The sequence below is a fragment of the Paratractidigestivibacter faecalis genome (assembly GCF_003416765.1).
In the GTDB taxonomy this organism is placed as follows: Bacteria; Actinomycetota; Coriobacteriia; order Coriobacteriales; family Atopobiaceae; genus Paratractidigestivibacter; species Paratractidigestivibacter faecalis.
Genome location: NZ_QSNG01000001.1, coordinates 429734 through 446032 on the forward strand (window position 1 = coordinate 429734; position 16299 = coordinate 446032).

A 16299-nucleotide genomic window follows, 5' to 3' on the forward strand; every position below is an offset into this window, starting at 1 on the left:
ATGGCATCCAAGACCCTCCAGGCAAACTTCGTCACCCCCGAGCAGGTGGCCGCCGGCATCAAGGACGGCTCCACCATCTGCACCATCGGCATGACGCTCGTCTCCGCCTCCGAGTCCAACCTCAAGGCCATCGAGAAGAGCTTCCTCGAGACCGGCCACCCCTGCAACCTCACCCTGCTGCACTCCTGCGGCCAGTCCGACCGCGCCCGCGGCATCCAGCACCTTGCCCACGAGGGGCTGGTCACCCGCATCATCGGCTCCCACTGGGGCCTCCAGCCGCGCTGGATGGACATGATCGCCAACAACCAGGTGGAGGCCTACTGCCTGCCCCAGGGTCAGATCGCCCAGCTCTACCGCTCCATGGCCTGCGGCCTGCCGGGCAAGATGAGCAAGGTCGGCCTGGGGACCTTCATCGACCCGCGCGTCGAGGGCGGCAAGATGAACGACCGCACCAAGCCCCTGCCCGACATCTCCGAGGTCATCGAGATCCACGGTGAGGAGTACATGTTCTATCACGAGGTCCCCATCGACGTCTGCCTCATCCGCGGCACCGTCTGCGACGAGATGGGCAACCTTACCACCACCGACGAGGCCATGAAGCTCGAGGTTTTCAACGCCGTCCTGGCCACCAAGCGCTACGGCGGCAAGGTCGTGGCCCAGGTCCGCGAGGTCGCCGAGACCGGCACCATCAACCCCAAGGATGTCACCGTCCCGGGCGTCTTTATCGACGAGGTCGTGGTCTGCCCCAACCCGGAGGAGGACCACCGCATGACGTCCTCCATCTACTTTGACCCCTCCTACGTGGGCAAGCTGCGCGTCCCGCAGTCTGCCGTGGAGCCCGCCCCCTTCAACGAGCGCAAGTTCATCGCCCGCCGCGGCTGCGAGGAGCTCTACCCGGGCTGCGTGGTCAACCTCGGCACCGGCATCCCCAACGACATGGTGGGCCGCGTCTGCGCCGAGGAGGGCCTCTCCGACAAGGTCATGATCACCGTGGAGAGCGGCATCTACGGCGGCGTCCAGCTGGGCGGCACCGACTTCGGCATCGGCCAGAACCTGCTCGCCATGGTCAGCCACCCCGAGCAGTTTGACTACTACGACGGCGCCGGCGTCGACGTGACCTACATGGGCATGGGCGAGCTCGACGGCGACGGCAACGTCAACTCCACCAAGATGGGTCCGCGCTGCGCTGGCGCCGGCGGCTTTGTGGACATCACGCAGAACGCCAAGACCGTCGTCTTCCTGGGCACCTTCACTGCAAAGGGTGCCAAGTATTCCTTCGAGGACGGCAAGCTCACCATCCTGCAAGAGGGCGCCATCAAGAAGATGGTCTCCCACGTGGGCCAGCTCTCCTTCAACGGCCCTGCGGCCCGCAAGAAGGGCCAGCGCGTCGTCGTGGTCACCGAGCGCGCCGTCTTCGAGCTCGTCCCCGAGGGCGTCATGCTCGTCGAGATCGCCCCGGGCGTGGACCTTCAGACCCAGGTCTTGGACATGATGGACTTCGCGCCCATCATCTCCCCGGACCTCAAGGAGATGGATGCGTCCCTCTTCATCCAGGACGGACCCTCCGGTCTTCTCGCCGGCTTCGAGGCCAAGTAGTTGACAAAGGGACAGTCCCTTTGTCAACCCGCGTAGATTGGCCCGGGCCCGACAAGAAGCCTCGGCGTCTGGGTTGCACCACATAGCTTCACCTGCACCAAAGCACCAAGCAAAGGCAAGAGCTCCGAAGAAAGGAACTGACATGGACAACGTCAAGGTTGCGGTTATCGGCAGCGGTCTTATGGGTGGCGGCATCGCCCAGGCCTGCGCTCAGGCCGGCTTCACCGTGGTCAACATCGACATCGCCCAGGCCCCGCTCGACAAGGCCCAGGCCCTTGTCGCCAAGCTCCTCCAGAAGAAGGTCGACAAGAACAAGATGAGTGCCGAGGACCGTCAGGCCATCCTCGACCGTCTCACCTACAGCACCGACTACGCCGAGCTGGCCGGCGCCAAGTTCATCATCGAGGCCGTTCCCGAGCGCCTGGACTTCAAGCAGTCCACGTTCCAGAAGATGGACGAGTTCGCCGACGAGGACGCCGTCCTTCTGACCAACACCTCCGGCATCTCCATCGACGAGATCGCCGCCTCCACCAAGCGTCCCGAGTCCGTCCTGGGCCTCCACTTCTTCTATCCCGCCCCGGTCATGAAGCTCGTCGAGATCATCCGCGGCGAGAAGACCTCCGACGAGGCCTTCGCCAAGACCCACGAGTTCGCTGACACCATCGGCAAGACCTCCGTCGACGCCCCCAACACCCCGGGCTTCATCGTCAACCGCGTCATCAACCCGTATGAGAACATGGGCGCCTGGCTCGTCTCCGAGGGCGTCTCCGCCAAGGACGTCGACACGGCCATGAAGCTGGCCTGCAACCACCCCATGGGCCCCTGCGAGCTCATGGACTTCGCCGGCATCGACGTGGTCTACGCCTCCCTCATGAACCTCTACGAGGGCTTTGACCACGACGACCTCTACCGTCCGGCCCCCGTGTTCAAGGAGCTCATCGACGCCGGCAACCTCGGCCGCAAGACCGGCAAGGGCTTCTACGACTACTCCGAGTAGCCAGGCTCAGGCAGGCGGGAACTTCTCGCCTGCGCCCAAGCGTTCCAACAGTCACCAGCCGGGCCGGCGGACAGGTGCCCGCCGGCCCCAGAAGAGGGAGTGAACATGAGCAACCGCAAGTTCGAGAACAAGCCCGAGGACATCGTCATCGTCTCCGGCGCCCGCACCGCCGTGGGCAAGTTCGGTGGCAGCCTGAAGACGCTGTCCGCCATCGACATGGGCTCCATCGTGGTCGCCGAGGCCGTCAAGCGCGCCGGCATCGACCCGTCCGTCGTTGACGAGTGCATCATCGGCCAGGTGGGCTCCTGGGGCGAGAACGGCTTCGTCGCCCGCGCCATCAGCCTGAAGGCCGGCCTTCCCAACGAGACCTGCGCCTACTCCGTCAACCGCCAGTGCGGTTCCGGCCTGCAGTCCATCGCCGACGGCATCATGGAGATCAAGTGCGGCCAGTCCGAGGTCGTCGTCGCCGGTGGCGCCGAGTCCCTCTCCCAGCTGCCCTACTACGTGCCCAGCGCCCGCTGGGGCGCCCGCATGGGCCACAAGCAGTTCGAGGATGGCGTCATCGACATCCTGACCTGGCCTCTCGATCACTCCCACAACGGCATCACCGCCGAGAACGTGGCCAAGAAGTTCAACGTCTCCCGCGAGGAGCAGGACGCCTTTGCCGCCCAGTCCCAGCAGCGCGCCTGCAAGGCCATTGCCGAGGGCGTCTACAAGGACGAGATCGTCCCCGTCGAGATTCACGGCCGCAAGGGTGCCGTCACCGTCTTCGACACCGACGAGAACCCCCGCGAGGGCGTGACCGCCGAGAGCCTCGCCCGCCTGAAGCCGTGCTTCGTGACCGACGGCACCGGCACCGTCACCGCCGCCAACTCCTCCTCCCTGAACGACGCCGCGGCCGCCGTGGTCATCATGACCCGCGCCAAGGCCGAGGAGCTCGGCTGCACCCCGATGGTCTGCATCCGCGACTTCGCCGTTGCCGGCTACGAGGCCTCCCTCATGGGCTACAGCCCGTACTTCTCCTCCAAGAAGCTTGCCGAGAAGCTCGACCTTGACCTCACCGACATCGACTTCTTCGAGATCAACGAGGCCTTTGCCTCCCAGGCCTTCGCGGTCTCCCGCGACCTCGGCCTCGACCCCGAGAAGGTCAACATCTACGGTGGCGGCATCTCCATCGGCCACCCCATCGGCGCCACCGGCACCATCCTGGCCATCAAGTGCGCCTACGAGCTCGCTCAGCGTCACCCGGAGAAGCAGGACGCAATGGTCTCCATGTGCATTGGTGGTGGCCAGGGCATCTCGATGTACTTCACCAAGGAGTAAGGCCTCGCCCCGCCGGGCGGCAGGCATTTCTCGCCGCTGCGAACAGTCCTCGCCGCAAAGGACGCGGCTGCGGAACTTGCGTCGAGAAAAGCCTGCCGCCCGGCCTGCAGCGTTAACGTTGCATTGGGCACCTGGCCGCCGTGCTCACGGAGGTCAGTTGCTTTAAGCCAATTAAGAGCAAAGAGAGTAGAGAAGGGAATCTCTTAGCATGGTTAACTTTGAGTACCTCGTTCCGACCAAGATCGTGTTTGGCAAGGAGACCGAGAAGGAGGCCGGCCGTCTGATCAAGGAGTTCGGCGGCCACAAGGCCCTCATCCACTGGGGCGGCGACTACGTCCGCGACACCGGCCTTCTCGCCCGCGTCGAGGAGGGCCTGGCGGCCGAGGGCATCGAGTACGTCGAGATGGACGGCGTCGTGCCCAACCCGCGCCTCTCCCTGGTCAAGCAGGGCGTCGAGCTCTGCAAAAAGGAGGGCGTGGACTTCATCCTCGCCATCGGCGGCGGCTCTGCCATCGACTCCTCCAAGGCCATCGCCTACGGCCTCGCCAACGACTTTGACCTCGAGGACCTCTTCCTCGGCAAGGTGAGCACCACCAAGATCGCCAAGATCGGCGCCATCTCCACCCTGGCCGGCACTGGCTCCGAGACCTCCAACTCCACGGTCATCAACATCGACACCATGGGCGAGAAGATGCTCAAGCGCTCCTACAACCACGAGTGCGCCCGTCCTCTCTTTGCCATCATGAACCCGGAGCTCACCTACTCCCTGCCGCCTTTCCAGACCGCTGCCCCCGGCGCCGACATCATGATGCACACCATGGAGCGCTACTTCACCACCGAGCAGCACGTCGAGCTCTCCGACGAGCTTGCCGAGGGCCTCATGCGCACCGTCAAGACCTTTGTCCCGGAGGCCCTGGCCAACCCCAAGTCCTACCCCGCCCGCGCCAACCTGCTGCTGGCCGGCGCCAAGTCCCACGATGGCCTGACCGGCCTCGGCCGCGTCGGCGACTTTGCCTGCCACGCCATCGAGCACGAGATCGGCGCCATGTTTGACGTTGCCCACGGCGCTGGCCTGACCGCCATCTGGTCCTCCTGGGCCAAGTACGTCATCGACGTCGACCCCGAGCGCTTCGCCCAGTTTGCCGTCAACGTCTGGGGCGTCCAGAACAACTTCCACGACGCCAAGGAGACCGGCCTTCGCGGCATTGACGCCTGGGACGAGTGGTGCCACTCCATCAACCTGCCCACCAGCCTCCACGAGCTGGGCATCGATCCCACCGACGAGCAGATTCACGAGATGGCCCAGGGTGCCGTCGACGCCCGTGGCGGCGACCACGCCGGTGCCTTCATGGAGCTCCACGTCGAGGACATCGAGAACATCCTCAAGAACGCCCGCTAGTCTGAGCTAGCGCCTTGGGGGCGAGGCCGTGCCTTCGCGGCCCCGCCCCTTCCTATGGGACGTCCTTCTCGCCTGTGCTTCTTGCCTTGGTTGAGAGGCCCCCGTTTTGGATATCATTGGAATGTTGGTGGCCGGCCGAGGGGGCACGGCCTGACACGCAGACAAGGAGACCGCAGTGAGCGATTTCGTCAAGGAAGACAACGTCTTCGTCAACCAGGACGCCGAGAGCCGCGAGGCCGTTCTTCGCTTCATCGCCGACCGTGCTGCCGAGCTTGGCATCACCGATGACGCCGATGCCGTCTACGAGGCCTTCCTGGCCCGCGAGGACATGGGCGAGACGGGCATGACCGACGGCTTTGCCGTGCCGCACGCCAAGACCGACGCCATCAAGCGCGCCGCCGTCATCGTCGTGAAGAACAACCGCGCCCTGGAGTGGCCGTCCTTTGACGACAAGCCCGTCGACGTCGCCATCTCGCTGCTCGTTCCCGACGGAGAGGCCGGCACCACCCACATCAAGCTCCTCTCCAAGACCGCCGTCCTGCTCATGCGCGAGGAGTTCAAGAACCTCGTCCGTAGCACCGACGACCGCAAGGCCATCGCCGACGCCATCAACGCCGGCATCGAGGAGGACTAGCTCCCTCCCAGCCCAAAGCGGGTATCCTTTGCCCTGTCGGCATGTGCCGGCAGGGCTTTTTGCTTATGTGCGCGCGGCGCGGGGCCGCGGCTGACTGACCCGGGAGGTCTCATGTTCAGGCAGAAGACAGACAAGCGCGTGGCCGTGTTCTTTGCTGAGGGCTTCGAGGAGGTGGAGGCCATCTCGGTGGTTGACGTCCTCTTCCGCGCGGGCATCCCCTGCGACATGGTCTCCATCACGGGCGAGTTGAACGTGACCTCCTCGCGCGAGGTGACGGTGGTCTGCAACCGCAGCATCGCCGACGAGGGCTTTGACTTCGACGAGTACGACATGCTGGTGCTGCCCGGCGGCATCCCCGGCATGCCCAACCTGCGTGACTGCGCGCCGCTCTGCAACGCCCTGGTGAGGTTTGCCGAGGCCGGCCGCGGCGTGGCGGCCATCTGCGCCTCTCCGTCCATCCTGGCCGAGCTGGGCATCCTGCGCGGGCGTCGCGCCACGGCCAACCCGGGCTTCCAGGACGTCTGCTCCGAGCATGGCGCCGAGGTGCTGTCGGGCGAGCGCGCAGTGCGCGACGGCAACGTCATCACGAGCCAGGGCATGGCCACGGCCACGTACTTTGCGCTCGAGATCGTCGACTACTACCTGGGCAAGGACGCCGTCGACGACGTCTGCGAGGGCATCGTCCTCATGTAGCGGCCCGGGGCCGGCCGGGCGCCGGTTGGCGATGGAGCTGCGGGAGCCACATTTTGCGGGCTTTGGCAGGCGAGAAGGGCGGATTTGGGCCCAAGAGCCACGTTTTGCGGGCTTTGGCACGGCCGTTTCTGCCAAACCCCGCAATCTGTGGCTCGGGCGGTCCGGTGGTCCAACCGGCCGTGCCACGGCCGCGCCTCGCGCGAACTTCTCGTCAGCGGCCCAAACGTTTCGTGCGCGTGTCGGTACGGGCGCGTTTATTGACCGTGCAGCGCCCCAAGCGTATCTTTACCGCATAAAATTACAGCCGGATTGCATAAGCACTCATAATTATGCAATAAAATGAGGGAGATATTCAAATGGAGCGTATAAGGGTCTGCGTCGTCGGCGCCACGGGCTTTGCGGGCATCGAGGTCTGCCGCCTGGTGCTTGGCCACCCCAACATGGAGCTTGCCATGGCCACCGACCGCAAGGAGGCCGGCACGCGCCTGGACGCCGTCTACCCCTCCTTTGCGGGTGCCTGCGACCTCGAGCTCTCCCTGCCCGAGCCGGACGCCATAGCCCAGGCGGCCGACGTGGCCTTCCTGGCGGTGCCGCACACGGCCTCGCTGGCCCTGACGCCCGAGCTCCTGAGGCGCGGCGTCACCGTGCTCGACCTCTCCGCCGACTACCGCCTGCACGACCCGCAGGTCTACGAGCAATGGTACAACACGCCCCACACCAGCCCGGAGCTCCTCTCCCAGACCGTCTACGGCCTGCCCGAGCTCAACCGCGAGGGCATCCTCGCTGTGGCCGAGCGCCACGCCGCCGGTCAGGCCGTCCTGGTCTCCGTGCCGGGCTGCTATCCCACGGCCACGGCCCTTGCCGCCACGCCCGCCCTCTCCGCGGGCCTGGCAGGCGGTGACCTGGTCATCGCCGACGCCATCTCCGGCGTCTCCGGCGCCGGCCGCGGAGCCAACGCGCGCACCCACTACTGCCACGCCAACGAGTCCGTGGAGGCCTACGGCGTGGCCAAGCACCGCCACACGCCCGAGATCGAGCAGACCCTCTCCGAGGTCGCCGGCCGCCAGATGAACGTGGTCTTCACCCCGCACCTGGCCCCGCTCACCCGCGGGCTTCTCTCCACCGTCTATCTTGAGGCCGCAGACGGCGTCACCGCCGAGGACGTCCAGGCCGCCTATGAGGCCCGCTTTGCCAACGAGCCACTGGTCACGGTCCTGCCCGCAGGCTCCATGCCCTCCACGAGCTCCGTCTTTGGCACCGCCCGCGCCCAGGTGGGCGTGGCCTTGGACGCCCGACGCCGACGCACCATCATTGCCTCCTGCGCCATCGACAACCTGGGCAAGGGCGCTGCCGCCCAGGCCGTCCAGAACGCAAACATCGTGCTCGGCCTGCCCGAGCTCGCCGGCATCGACATGCCGGCCCCCCTGGTCTAGCAGGCGAGAAGCCCCCGCGCCGCCCTGGCGGCACCGCCACCGCGCGTGCGGGCTTCTCGGCTTAGAAGATAGGACATTACATGAGCGACTTTGAGCCCATAGAGCTTCCGATCGCCCCGGATACGCCCGAGGCCTTTGGCTTTGCCCCCTGTGAGGGTGGCGTCTGCGCTGCCGCGGGCGTCTCTGCGGCGGGCCTGCACGCCGGCTTCCGCCGCGACCCCAACCGTCGTGACATGGCCCTTGTCGTTGCGGACCAGACCTGCGTGGCTGCCGGCACCTTCACCACCAACCGCTTCTGCGCAGCTCCGGTCATCGTCTCCCGCGAGCACGTGGCCGACGGCCGTGCCCGCGCGGTCATCCTCAACTCCGGAAACGCCAACGCCGCCACCGGCGAGCCGGGCCTTGCTACCGCGCGCCGCACGGCAGACCTCGTCGCCGCCACGCTGGGCTGCGAGCCGTCCGACGTCCTGGTGGCCTCCACGGGCGTCATCGGGCAGGAGCTGGACTTCTCGCCCTTTGAGACGGGCGTGCCTGCCGCGGCCGAGGCCCTTGCCGCCACGCCTGCGGCGGCCCACGACGCGGCCTGCGCCGTCATGACCACCGACACCGTGCCTAAGGAGGCCTCCTTCGTAGGCAAGCTGCCCGCGGCAGACGGCTCCGCGTACGAGGTCCACGTGGGCGGTTTCGTCAAGGGCTCCGGCATGATCCAGCCCAACATGGCCACTATGCTCTGCGTCATGTCCACGGACGCGCCCCTCACCAGCGAGGCCGCGCACGAGGCGCTTCTCGCCGCCGTGAAGCAGACCTTCAACAAGGTCACCGTGGACTCCGACACCTCCACCAACGACACCGCCATCCTGCTGGCAACGGGCAAGGCTGCGCCGGCGGGGGAGAGCGTGGGCGTTGGCTCCGCGGCCTTCCCGGCCATCGCCGCCGCCATCAAGGCCGTATGCGGCGAGCTTGCCCGCAAGATCGCGGCCGACGGCGAGGGCTCCACCAAGCTCGTGACCGTCAACGTGCTGGGCGCCGCCAACGACGCCGACGCAGACGCCGTCGCCCGCGCGATTGCCAACTCGCCGCTGGTCAAGACCGCCATTTTTGGCCATGACGCCAACTGGGGGCGCGTGGCCGCGGCTGCCGGCAAGTGCGGCGTTCCCTTTGACCAGCGTGCGGTTGACATCGACTTCATGGGCGTGCCCGTGTGCCGCGCCGGCCTCACCGTCCCCATGGACGAGGACGACATGCTGCGCCGCTTTGAGGCGCCCGAGATCGACATCATCGTCGATCTGCACTCCGGAGACGCCCACACGCGCGTCTGGACCTGCGACCTCACGCACGACTACGTCACCATCAACGGCGACTACCGCACGTAGCTGACAACGGGAGAAATAGACAGTCCCTTTTTCTCACTGCCACGTTGCCGTCCGAGTCTGTTTGGAGAAGCACATGAAGAAGCGTGACCGCATGGAGCGCGACCGCGCGGCGAGCAAGGCCGAGCTGCTCTGCGAGGCGCTGCCCTGGATCAACAAGATGAGCGGCAAGACCTTCGTCATCAAGTACGGCGGCTCTGCCATGGAGGACCCTGAGCTCTGCCGCCAGGTGGTCGCCGACATCGAGATGCTCAAGCTCATGGGCGTGCGCATCGTGCTCGTGCACGGCGGCGGCAAGGCCATCAACGCCATGCTCAAGCGCCTTGACGTGCCCGTGAGGTTCAAGGACGGCCTGCGCGTCACCGACGACGAGACCATGGAGGCCGTGCAGGAGGTCCTGGTCGGCCACGTCAACCAGCAGCTCGTCTGGGCCCTGAACGAGTACGGCCACAACGCGGTGGGCATCTCCGGCGCGGACGGCAAGACCCTGAAGGCCGAGCCCGTCGACCCCGACCTGGGCCGCGTTGGCCGCATCCGCGAGGTGGACACCAACCTCATCAATACCATCCTGGACGACGGCTACATTCCCGTGGTCGCCACGGTGGGCTGCGGCCCGGACGGCTTCTACAACATCAACGCCGACGTGGCCGCCGACAAGATCGCCGAGGCCATGGGCGCCGACAAGCTCATCTACCTCACCGATGTTGACGGCCTCTTCCGCGACTTCTCCGACGAGGACAGCCTCGTGGCCCAGCTCACCCGCACCGAGACCCACGAGCTCCTGGAGTCCGGCACCTTGGACGGCGGCATGATTCCCAAGATCCGCTCCGTCGCCGAGGCGCTTGACGCCGGCGTCTCCGAGGTCGTCATCCTGAACGGCACCTACCCGCACTCGCTGCTGCTGGAGATCTTCACCGACGCCGGCTGCGGCACCATGTTCACCCAGGACTAGGACGCCCGCTGGGTCAGGGCTCACGGCCCCGCGCACTTCTCGCCCGACCGCGCGTTCCATCAAGAAAGAGGACACCATGCCCGACTTTGCCACCGTTGCCGCCGACGTCGTCTCTGCCGACGAGACCTACCTCATGCACACCTACGGCCGCCTGCCCGTGGAGCTCGTCTCTGCAAAGGGCGCCGTGCTCACCGACTCTACCGGCAAGGACTACCTGGACTTCCTTGGCGGCATTGGCTGCGCCAGCCTGGGCCACTGCCACCCGGTCGTCGTGGCCGCCGTGCGCGACCAGGCCGAGAAGCTCTGGCAGGTGGGCAACTACTTCTACATCGAGAACCGCAACGAGGCGGCGCAGGCCATCTCCGGCCTGCTCTCCACGGTGACCGACGAGTCCGGCCACGTCGAGGGCTCCACCGGCACCACCTGGCGCACCTTTTTTGGCAACTCCGGTGCCGAGGCCAACGAGGGCGCCATCAAGGTCGCCCGCCGCTGGGGCGAGGTCAGGCTCGGCGGCGCCGCGGGCATCGTGAGCGCCCACAAGAGCTTCCACGGCCGCACGCTGGCCACGCTCGCCGCCACCGGCCAGGACGTCTTCCACAAGAGCTTCCAGCCGCTGCCGGCCGGCTTTGCCTCCGTTGACCTCAACGACATCGACGCGCTGCGCGAGGCTGTGGAGAACCCCGCTCCCAGCTGCGGCCCCGTCTGCGCCGTCATGCTCGAGTGCGTCCAGGGCGAGGGCGGCGTCTGGCCGGCCACCTACGACTACCTGCGCGCCGTCTCCGACCTCTGCCACGAGAAGGGCATCCTGCTCGTCATCGACGAGGTCCAGACCGGCTTCTTCCGCTGCGGCGCCCCGTTCAGCTTCCAGCGCGCCGGCATCGAGCCGGACGTCGTGAGCATGGCCAAGGGCATCGCCGACGGCTTCCCGATGGGCGCCGTCGCCGCCCGCGCCGAGGTGGCCGACCTCATGCGTCCCGGTGACCACGGCTCCACCTTCGGCGGCAGCGCCCTTGCCATGGCCGCCTGCCGCGCCACGCTCTGTGCGCTGGTTGAGGAGGACATGGGCGAGCACGTCATTGCCACCGGCAAGCGCCTGCGCCACCGCCTGGAGGGCATGCCGCATGTGACCGAGGTTCGCGGCCGCGGCCTCATGCGTGGCGCCCAGCTGGACGTCCCCGTGGCCACGGCGCTGGTCGACGAGGGGCTGGCCGAGGGGCTCGTCCTCAACCACATCGGCGACTCCATCCTGCGCTTCCTGCCGCCCCTCTGCATCACCGACGAGCAGGTTGACGAGGGAATGGACCGCCTGGAGGCGCTTCTCGCCAAGCACTGAGAAAAGGGGACAGTCTCTTTTTCTTATAACGGATGTCGCGACCCCGACGTGCCCGACCGGCGCGTCGGGGTCGTGCTCTAGAATGGGTCTCGCTCTGTGCAAACCGACTGTCTGGGGGCATTTGAATGCAGATTACCGAGAGCATTGCCTACGTAGGCGTGAACGACCACGACATCGACCTCTTCGAGGGGCAGTACGACGTCCGCCAGAACGGCATGTCGTACAACTCCTACGTCGTTGTGGGCCAGAAGGTTGCCGTCATGGACACCGTTGACGGCCACTTTGTGGAGGAGTGGCTGGGCAACCTCGACGCCGCGCTTGCCGGCCGTACGCCCGACTACCTGGTGGTTCACCACATGGAGCCTGACCACTCCGCAGGTATCGCCGTCTTCATGGAGCGCTATCCTGCCGCGCAGGTGGTGGCCTCCGCGCCGGCGTTCAAGATGATGAAGGCCTACTTTGGCACCGACTTCGCCGACCGCCGTGTGATTGCCAAGGAGGGCTTCGAGCTTGACCTGGGCGGCTACGCGCTCACCTTCGTGGGCGCCGCCAACGTCCACTGGCCCGAGGTGCTCTTCTCGTACGAGTCCACCACCAAGACGCTTTTCTCGGCTGACGGGTTTGGCAAGTTCGGGGCGCTTGACGTTGAGGACCCCGAGGGGTGGGCGTGCGAGGCTAGGCGCTATTACTTTGGCATCGTGGGCAAGTTCGGTCGCAACGTGCAGGCAGTGCTCAAGAAGGCCGCGGGCCTGGACATCGCGCGCATCTGCCCGCTCCACGGCCCCGTGCTTGACCAGAACCTCGGCTACTACCTGGACCTCTACAACACCTGGTCCAGCTACGAGCCGGAGGACAAGGGCGTCACCGTGGCCTACGCCTCCGTCTACGGAAACACCAGGCAGGCCGCCCTCGAGCTGGCGGGTGCCCTTGAGGCCCGCGGCCAGAAGGTCTCCGTCTTTGACCTGGCCCGCGACGACATGGCCGAGGCCGTGGAGGACGCCTTCCGCTACGACCGCCTTGTCCTGGCGAGCGTGACCTACAACGGCGGCGTCTTCCCGTGCATGGGCACCTTCATCCACACGCTGGCCGAGCACGCCTACCAGAACCGTACGGTGGCTCTCGTGGAGTCTGGCACCTGGGCGCCCACCGCTGCCAAGGTCATGCGCGCCCAGCTTGAGGAGATGAAGGACGTGGCCGTGCTCGAGCAGGTGGCCACCGTCCGCGGCGCCCTTGATGATGCCTCCCGCGCCCAGATTGCCGCCCTGGCCGACGAACTTTCCAAGTAGAGGGCCTTCTCGCCAAACGGATGGCCCCTGGATGGCAAGCGCCCTTGCGTGTATTAAAACGTTGATACACGCAAGGGCGCTTTGCGCACTTTGGCCGTGCATGCACGGACGATTTGTGAAATAAGCCCCTGCGTGTATCAATGTCTTAATACACGCAGGGGCTTTGCTTGACGTAGCTGGCGCAGGAGGCCGGAAACGACGGAAAACGGCGAGAAATCCGCTCTGTCTTTGGCCCTACTCCGCCGCCTCCTCGCGGGCGGGGACCTTGAGCATCATGACGAAGCCGATGACAAACAGCACGGCGATGCTCATGACGCCCAGGCTGGAGTTGCCGGTGAGGGCGGTGAAGGTGCCCACCAGGAAGGTGCCCAGGATGGCGGCGTACTTGCCAAAGATGTCGAAGAAGCCAAAGTACTCGTTGGCGCGCTTCTTGGGGCAGAGCTTGCCAAACTCGGAGCGGGAGAGCGCCTGGATGCCGCCTTGGAACATGCCGACCAGGATGGCCAGGATCCAGAACTCCGTGGCGGTGCGCAGGAAGAGCGCGGCAAACAGGGTGATGCCAAAGTAGGCGGCGATGGCGATGAGCAGCATCCTGCGGGTGCCGTACTTGCTGGACAGGCGGCCGTAGATGATGGCGGACGGGAAGGCCACGAACTGCGTCACCAGAAGGGCGAGCACGAGCTGCGTTGAGCTGATGCCGAGGTCCGTTCCGTAGCTGGTGGAGAGCTTGATGATGGTGTGGACGCCGTCGATGTAGAAGAAGTAGGCAATCATGTAGAACTTGATGGCTCGATTGGTCCACATCTCCTTGAGGGTGCCGCCTATGCCCTTGATGGCGCGGCTCACGGCGTGCTCCTCGCGCGGCTTGAAGTGCTTCTGCTGCACGTCCCTGAGCATGGGGATGGTGAAGGCCAGCCACCAGGCGGCGGTGATCACGAAGGCGATCTGCATGGCGGTCTGAAGGCCTATGCCCAGCGCGTCGTAGTTGAGCACCACGAGCAGGCACGCGATGAACGGCACGCAGCTGCCGATGTAGCCCCAGGCGTAGCCCTGGCTGGAGATCTCGTCCATGCGGTCGTCTGTGGTGGCGTCCACCAACAGCGCGTCGTAGAACACCATGGACGAGTTGAGCGCCACCGAGCTGATGACGTAGATGACGAGGAAGGCCATGGCGCTCGTGGGTATGCCCAGCGCCACCGTGGCCACCACGCCCGTGCCGACGCAGCCAACGATGAACTTCTTCTTCATGCCCTTCATGTCGGCGATGGAGCCCAGGATGGGCATGAGCAGCGCGATGATGAGGGAGGCCACGGTCTCGGCGTAGCTCCAGGCAACCACCACGCCGCCATCGGGCGCCAGCGAGCTGAAGTAGATGGGGATGACGCTGGTGGCGAGAAGCACAAGGGCCGAGTTGCCCACGTCGTACATGATCCAGCTCTTCTCGGCGCGGGTCATCTTCTGCTTGGCCATGGGGCCTCCTCCTGTTGTCACTGCGCTCGGTCGCGCGGAAATATTGACGTGTCAACATTACAACAACATCGTGCCGCGTGCCGTAGAGCCATTGATGAGCAAACGTTACCGCACGCCATGGCAGGGACGCGCTGCGCTGCGGTAAGGGTTGCGTAAAACGCCGTGGTCGGCGTGTGGGGGCTTTCTCGGAGGGCTTCTCGCCGTGCGCCCGTGCGTTGCCGTTGGTACATAATCGGGGGCAGGAAAACGCGAGAAAGGCCACCCATGCCAGCCATCGTCACTCATGACCTCTTTGGCCGCGCCGTCGCGGACGACGTCGCCGACCTCATGAACTTCCGCTCCGTGGACGAGAGGGACGCGTACCTTCTGGGAAACCAGGGGCCTGACCCGCTCTTCTACCTGGTGGCTCACCCGCTGATGGCCAAGTGGTCAAAGCTCGGCAACACCATGCACGACGCCGCTCCCGCGCCGCTGCTGGTTGCCATGCGCGAGGCGGCAGACCAGCTCGAGGGGCGCGAGCGCGGCATCGCCCGCGCCTACGTGGCCGGCTTCACGAGTCACTGGGCACTGGACTCCACCATGCACCCCTTTGTGTACTACTGGCAAAACGGCCTCACCCGCGCCGGCGTGCCGGGCCTTGACGCCTCTGACGCGCAGAAGGTCCACGCGGAGATCGAGCGCGACTGGGACGAGATGGCCCTCTTCCGCCTCGCGGGCAAGACCGTAGCCGAGTGGCGCCCGTACCGCGAGGTCCTTGTCGCCTCGCCCGAGGTGCTCTCCTGCGTGGACAAGCTCTACTTCTATGTGACCCTGTGGGTGTTTGGGCAGCCCGTGGACCCGCAGGCCTTCTCGGTCTCGGTCCACGAGTTCAGGCTGCTGCAGCGCCTCTTCTACTCCGCGGGCGGCGGCAAGCGCCTGGCGCTGGGCGGCGTCGAGCGCCTCTTCACGCGCGGCCGCTACTCGCTCTACCGCGCCATGAGCCACCGCGTGCGCCGTCAGGATACCAGCGACTTCGACAACCGCGGGCACGCCGCCTGGGAGAACCCCTTTACGGGCGAGGTCTCGCACGCGGACTTCTGGGAGCTCTTCGAGGGCGCTCAGGCCCGCATCCTGCCGCTCATCGACGAGATCGTGATCTCCGGCGCGGGGCTTGGCTCCGTGCGCGAGCTCACGGGCGACCTCAACTTCGAGGGCAACCCGGTGGCGCCCACGGAGGCCGCCCGTTGACGGGGGAGCCCCTTGCCCCCAAGCCCGTCTCCGCGGCCACGCGCCACGTGATGCAGGCCAACAAGAGCAAGAACACCAAGCCCGAGCTCAAGGTGCGCGCCGCGCTGCGCGAGGCCGGCCTCTCAGGGTACCGCCTGCACTGGAAGAAGGCCCCCGGCAAGCCCGATATCTGCTTTCCTGGAAGGCACGTGGCCATCTTCGTCAACGGCTGCTTCTGGCACCGGTGCCCGCACTGCGGCCTTACCATGCCCAAGTCAAACGTGGAGTTCTGGGAGGCAAAGTTCGCCCGCAACCGTGCCCGCGACGCTCGTGACAACGCACTGCTGGTAAGCGGCGGCTGGACGGTCATCACCATCTGGGAGTGCCGTCTCAAGAAGGGCCGCTTCGACGCTACCATGCGGGAACTGGTGCGAGAGATTCGCCGCGCGGAGGAACTGCGCGCCCAGGGCCTGCGCTCCGGCCGCCTGGTGGAGATCGGCTCGGCCCCGGCCTGGCGCGTCCGCCGCGAGCGCCATCGACGCCGCGGCCGCAGGGGATAGGCGCGCAGGCGGCCGCTCGGGCGTAACGCCGGGGCGCCACGTTACGC

The 16299-nt window shown here is 66.3% G+C and carries 14 protein-coding genes; 13 read left to right on the plus strand and 1 reads right to left on the minus strand.

The features are described 5' to 3' along the window. The 11 genes from DXV50_RS01785 (at position 1) to DXV50_RS01835 (ending at position 13016) form a co-directional block, all read left to right on the plus strand. Entirely contained in the window at positions 1 to 1596 is a 1596-nt protein-coding gene (locus DXV50_RS01785; RefSeq protein ID WP_117204514.1) for an acyl CoA:acetate/3-ketoacid CoA transferase, read from the plus strand. 142 nt (positions 1597 to 1738) lie between these two features. Next, positions 1739 to 2593 carry a 3-hydroxyacyl-CoA dehydrogenase family protein gene (locus tag DXV50_RS01790; RefSeq protein ID WP_117204515.1) on the plus strand — a complete coding sequence of 285 codons (855 nt, stop codon included), beginning with the start codon at positions 1739 to 1741 and terminating at the stop codon, positions 2591 to 2593. A 105-nt stretch (positions 2594 to 2698) separates the two neighbouring features. Continuing rightward, positions 2699 to 3916 (plus strand): thiolase family protein, encoded by a 1218-nt coding sequence (locus DXV50_RS01795; RefSeq protein WP_117205949.1) that lies wholly within the window; start codon positions 2699 to 2701, stop codon positions 3914 to 3916. 208 nt (positions 3917 to 4124) lie between these two features. Next, entirely contained in the window at positions 4125 to 5315 is a 1191-nt protein-coding gene (locus tag DXV50_RS01800; RefSeq protein ID WP_117204516.1) for an iron-containing alcohol dehydrogenase, read from the plus strand. Positions 5316 to 5490: 175 nt separating this feature from the next. Continuing rightward, entirely contained in the window at positions 5491 to 5949 is a 459-nt protein-coding gene (locus tag DXV50_RS01805) for a PTS sugar transporter subunit IIA (protein ID WP_117204517.1), read from the plus strand. A 111-nt stretch (positions 5950 to 6060) separates the two neighbouring features. Beyond that, positions 6061 to 6642, plus strand: a complete 582-nt coding sequence (locus DXV50_RS01810; protein ID WP_117204518.1) for a DJ-1 family glyoxalase III — start codon at positions 6061 to 6063, stop codon at positions 6640 to 6642. Positions 6643 to 6998: 356 nt separating this feature from the next. Further along, on the plus strand, positions 6999 to 8075 hold the full coding sequence (gene argC / locus DXV50_RS01815; RefSeq protein WP_117204519.1) for an N-acetyl-gamma-glutamyl-phosphate reductase: 1077 nt from the start codon (positions 6999 to 7001) through the stop codon (positions 8073 to 8075). An 80-nt stretch (positions 8076 to 8155) separates the two neighbouring features. Further along, positions 8156 to 9448: a bifunctional glutamate N-acetyltransferase/amino-acid acetyltransferase ArgJ gene (gene argJ / locus DXV50_RS01820; protein ID WP_117204520.1), complete on the plus strand. Its 1293-nt coding sequence runs from the start codon at positions 8156 to 8158 to the stop codon at positions 9446 to 9448. 73 nt (positions 9449 to 9521) lie between these two features. After that, the gene (gene argB, locus DXV50_RS01825; protein WP_117204521.1) at positions 9522 to 10397 is read left to right on the plus strand and encodes an acetylglutamate kinase; all 876 of its coding nucleotides are present in this window, start codon (positions 9522 to 9524) and stop codon (positions 10395 to 10397) included. Between the two features lie 76 nt (positions 10398 to 10473). Further along, on the plus strand, positions 10474 to 11730 hold the full coding sequence (locus DXV50_RS01830) for an aspartate aminotransferase family protein (RefSeq protein ID WP_232817419.1): 1257 nt from the start codon (positions 10474 to 10476) through the stop codon (positions 11728 to 11730). Between the two features lie 125 nt (positions 11731 to 11855). Then, complete coding sequence (locus tag DXV50_RS01835; RefSeq protein WP_117204522.1) at positions 11856 to 13016, plus strand: FprA family A-type flavoprotein; 1161 nt, start codon at positions 11856 to 11858, stop codon at positions 13014 to 13016. A gap of 234 nt (positions 13017 to 13250) precedes the next feature. Here DXV50_RS01835 and DXV50_RS01840 read toward each other — a convergent pair whose 3' ends face one another. Then, on the minus strand, positions 13251 to 14486 hold the full coding sequence (locus DXV50_RS01840) for an MFS transporter (protein WP_117204523.1): 1236 nt from the start codon (positions 14484 to 14486) through the stop codon (positions 13251 to 13253). 264 nt (positions 14487 to 14750) lie between these two features. Between DXV50_RS01840 and DXV50_RS01850 the strand changes: the two genes are divergently transcribed. Then, positions 14751 to 15713: a hypothetical protein gene (locus DXV50_RS01850; protein ID WP_117204524.1), complete on the plus strand. Its 963-nt coding sequence runs from the start codon at positions 14751 to 14753 to the stop codon at positions 15711 to 15713. Next, positions 15710 to 16252 carry a very short patch repair endonuclease gene (locus DXV50_RS01855; RefSeq protein WP_232817420.1) on the plus strand — a complete coding sequence of 181 codons (543 nt, stop codon included), beginning with the start codon at positions 15710 to 15712 and terminating at the stop codon, positions 16250 to 16252. Before DXV50_RS01850 ends, DXV50_RS01855 begins: the two co-directional genes overlap by 4 nt. Positions 16253 to 16299 lie beyond the last annotated feature (47 nt).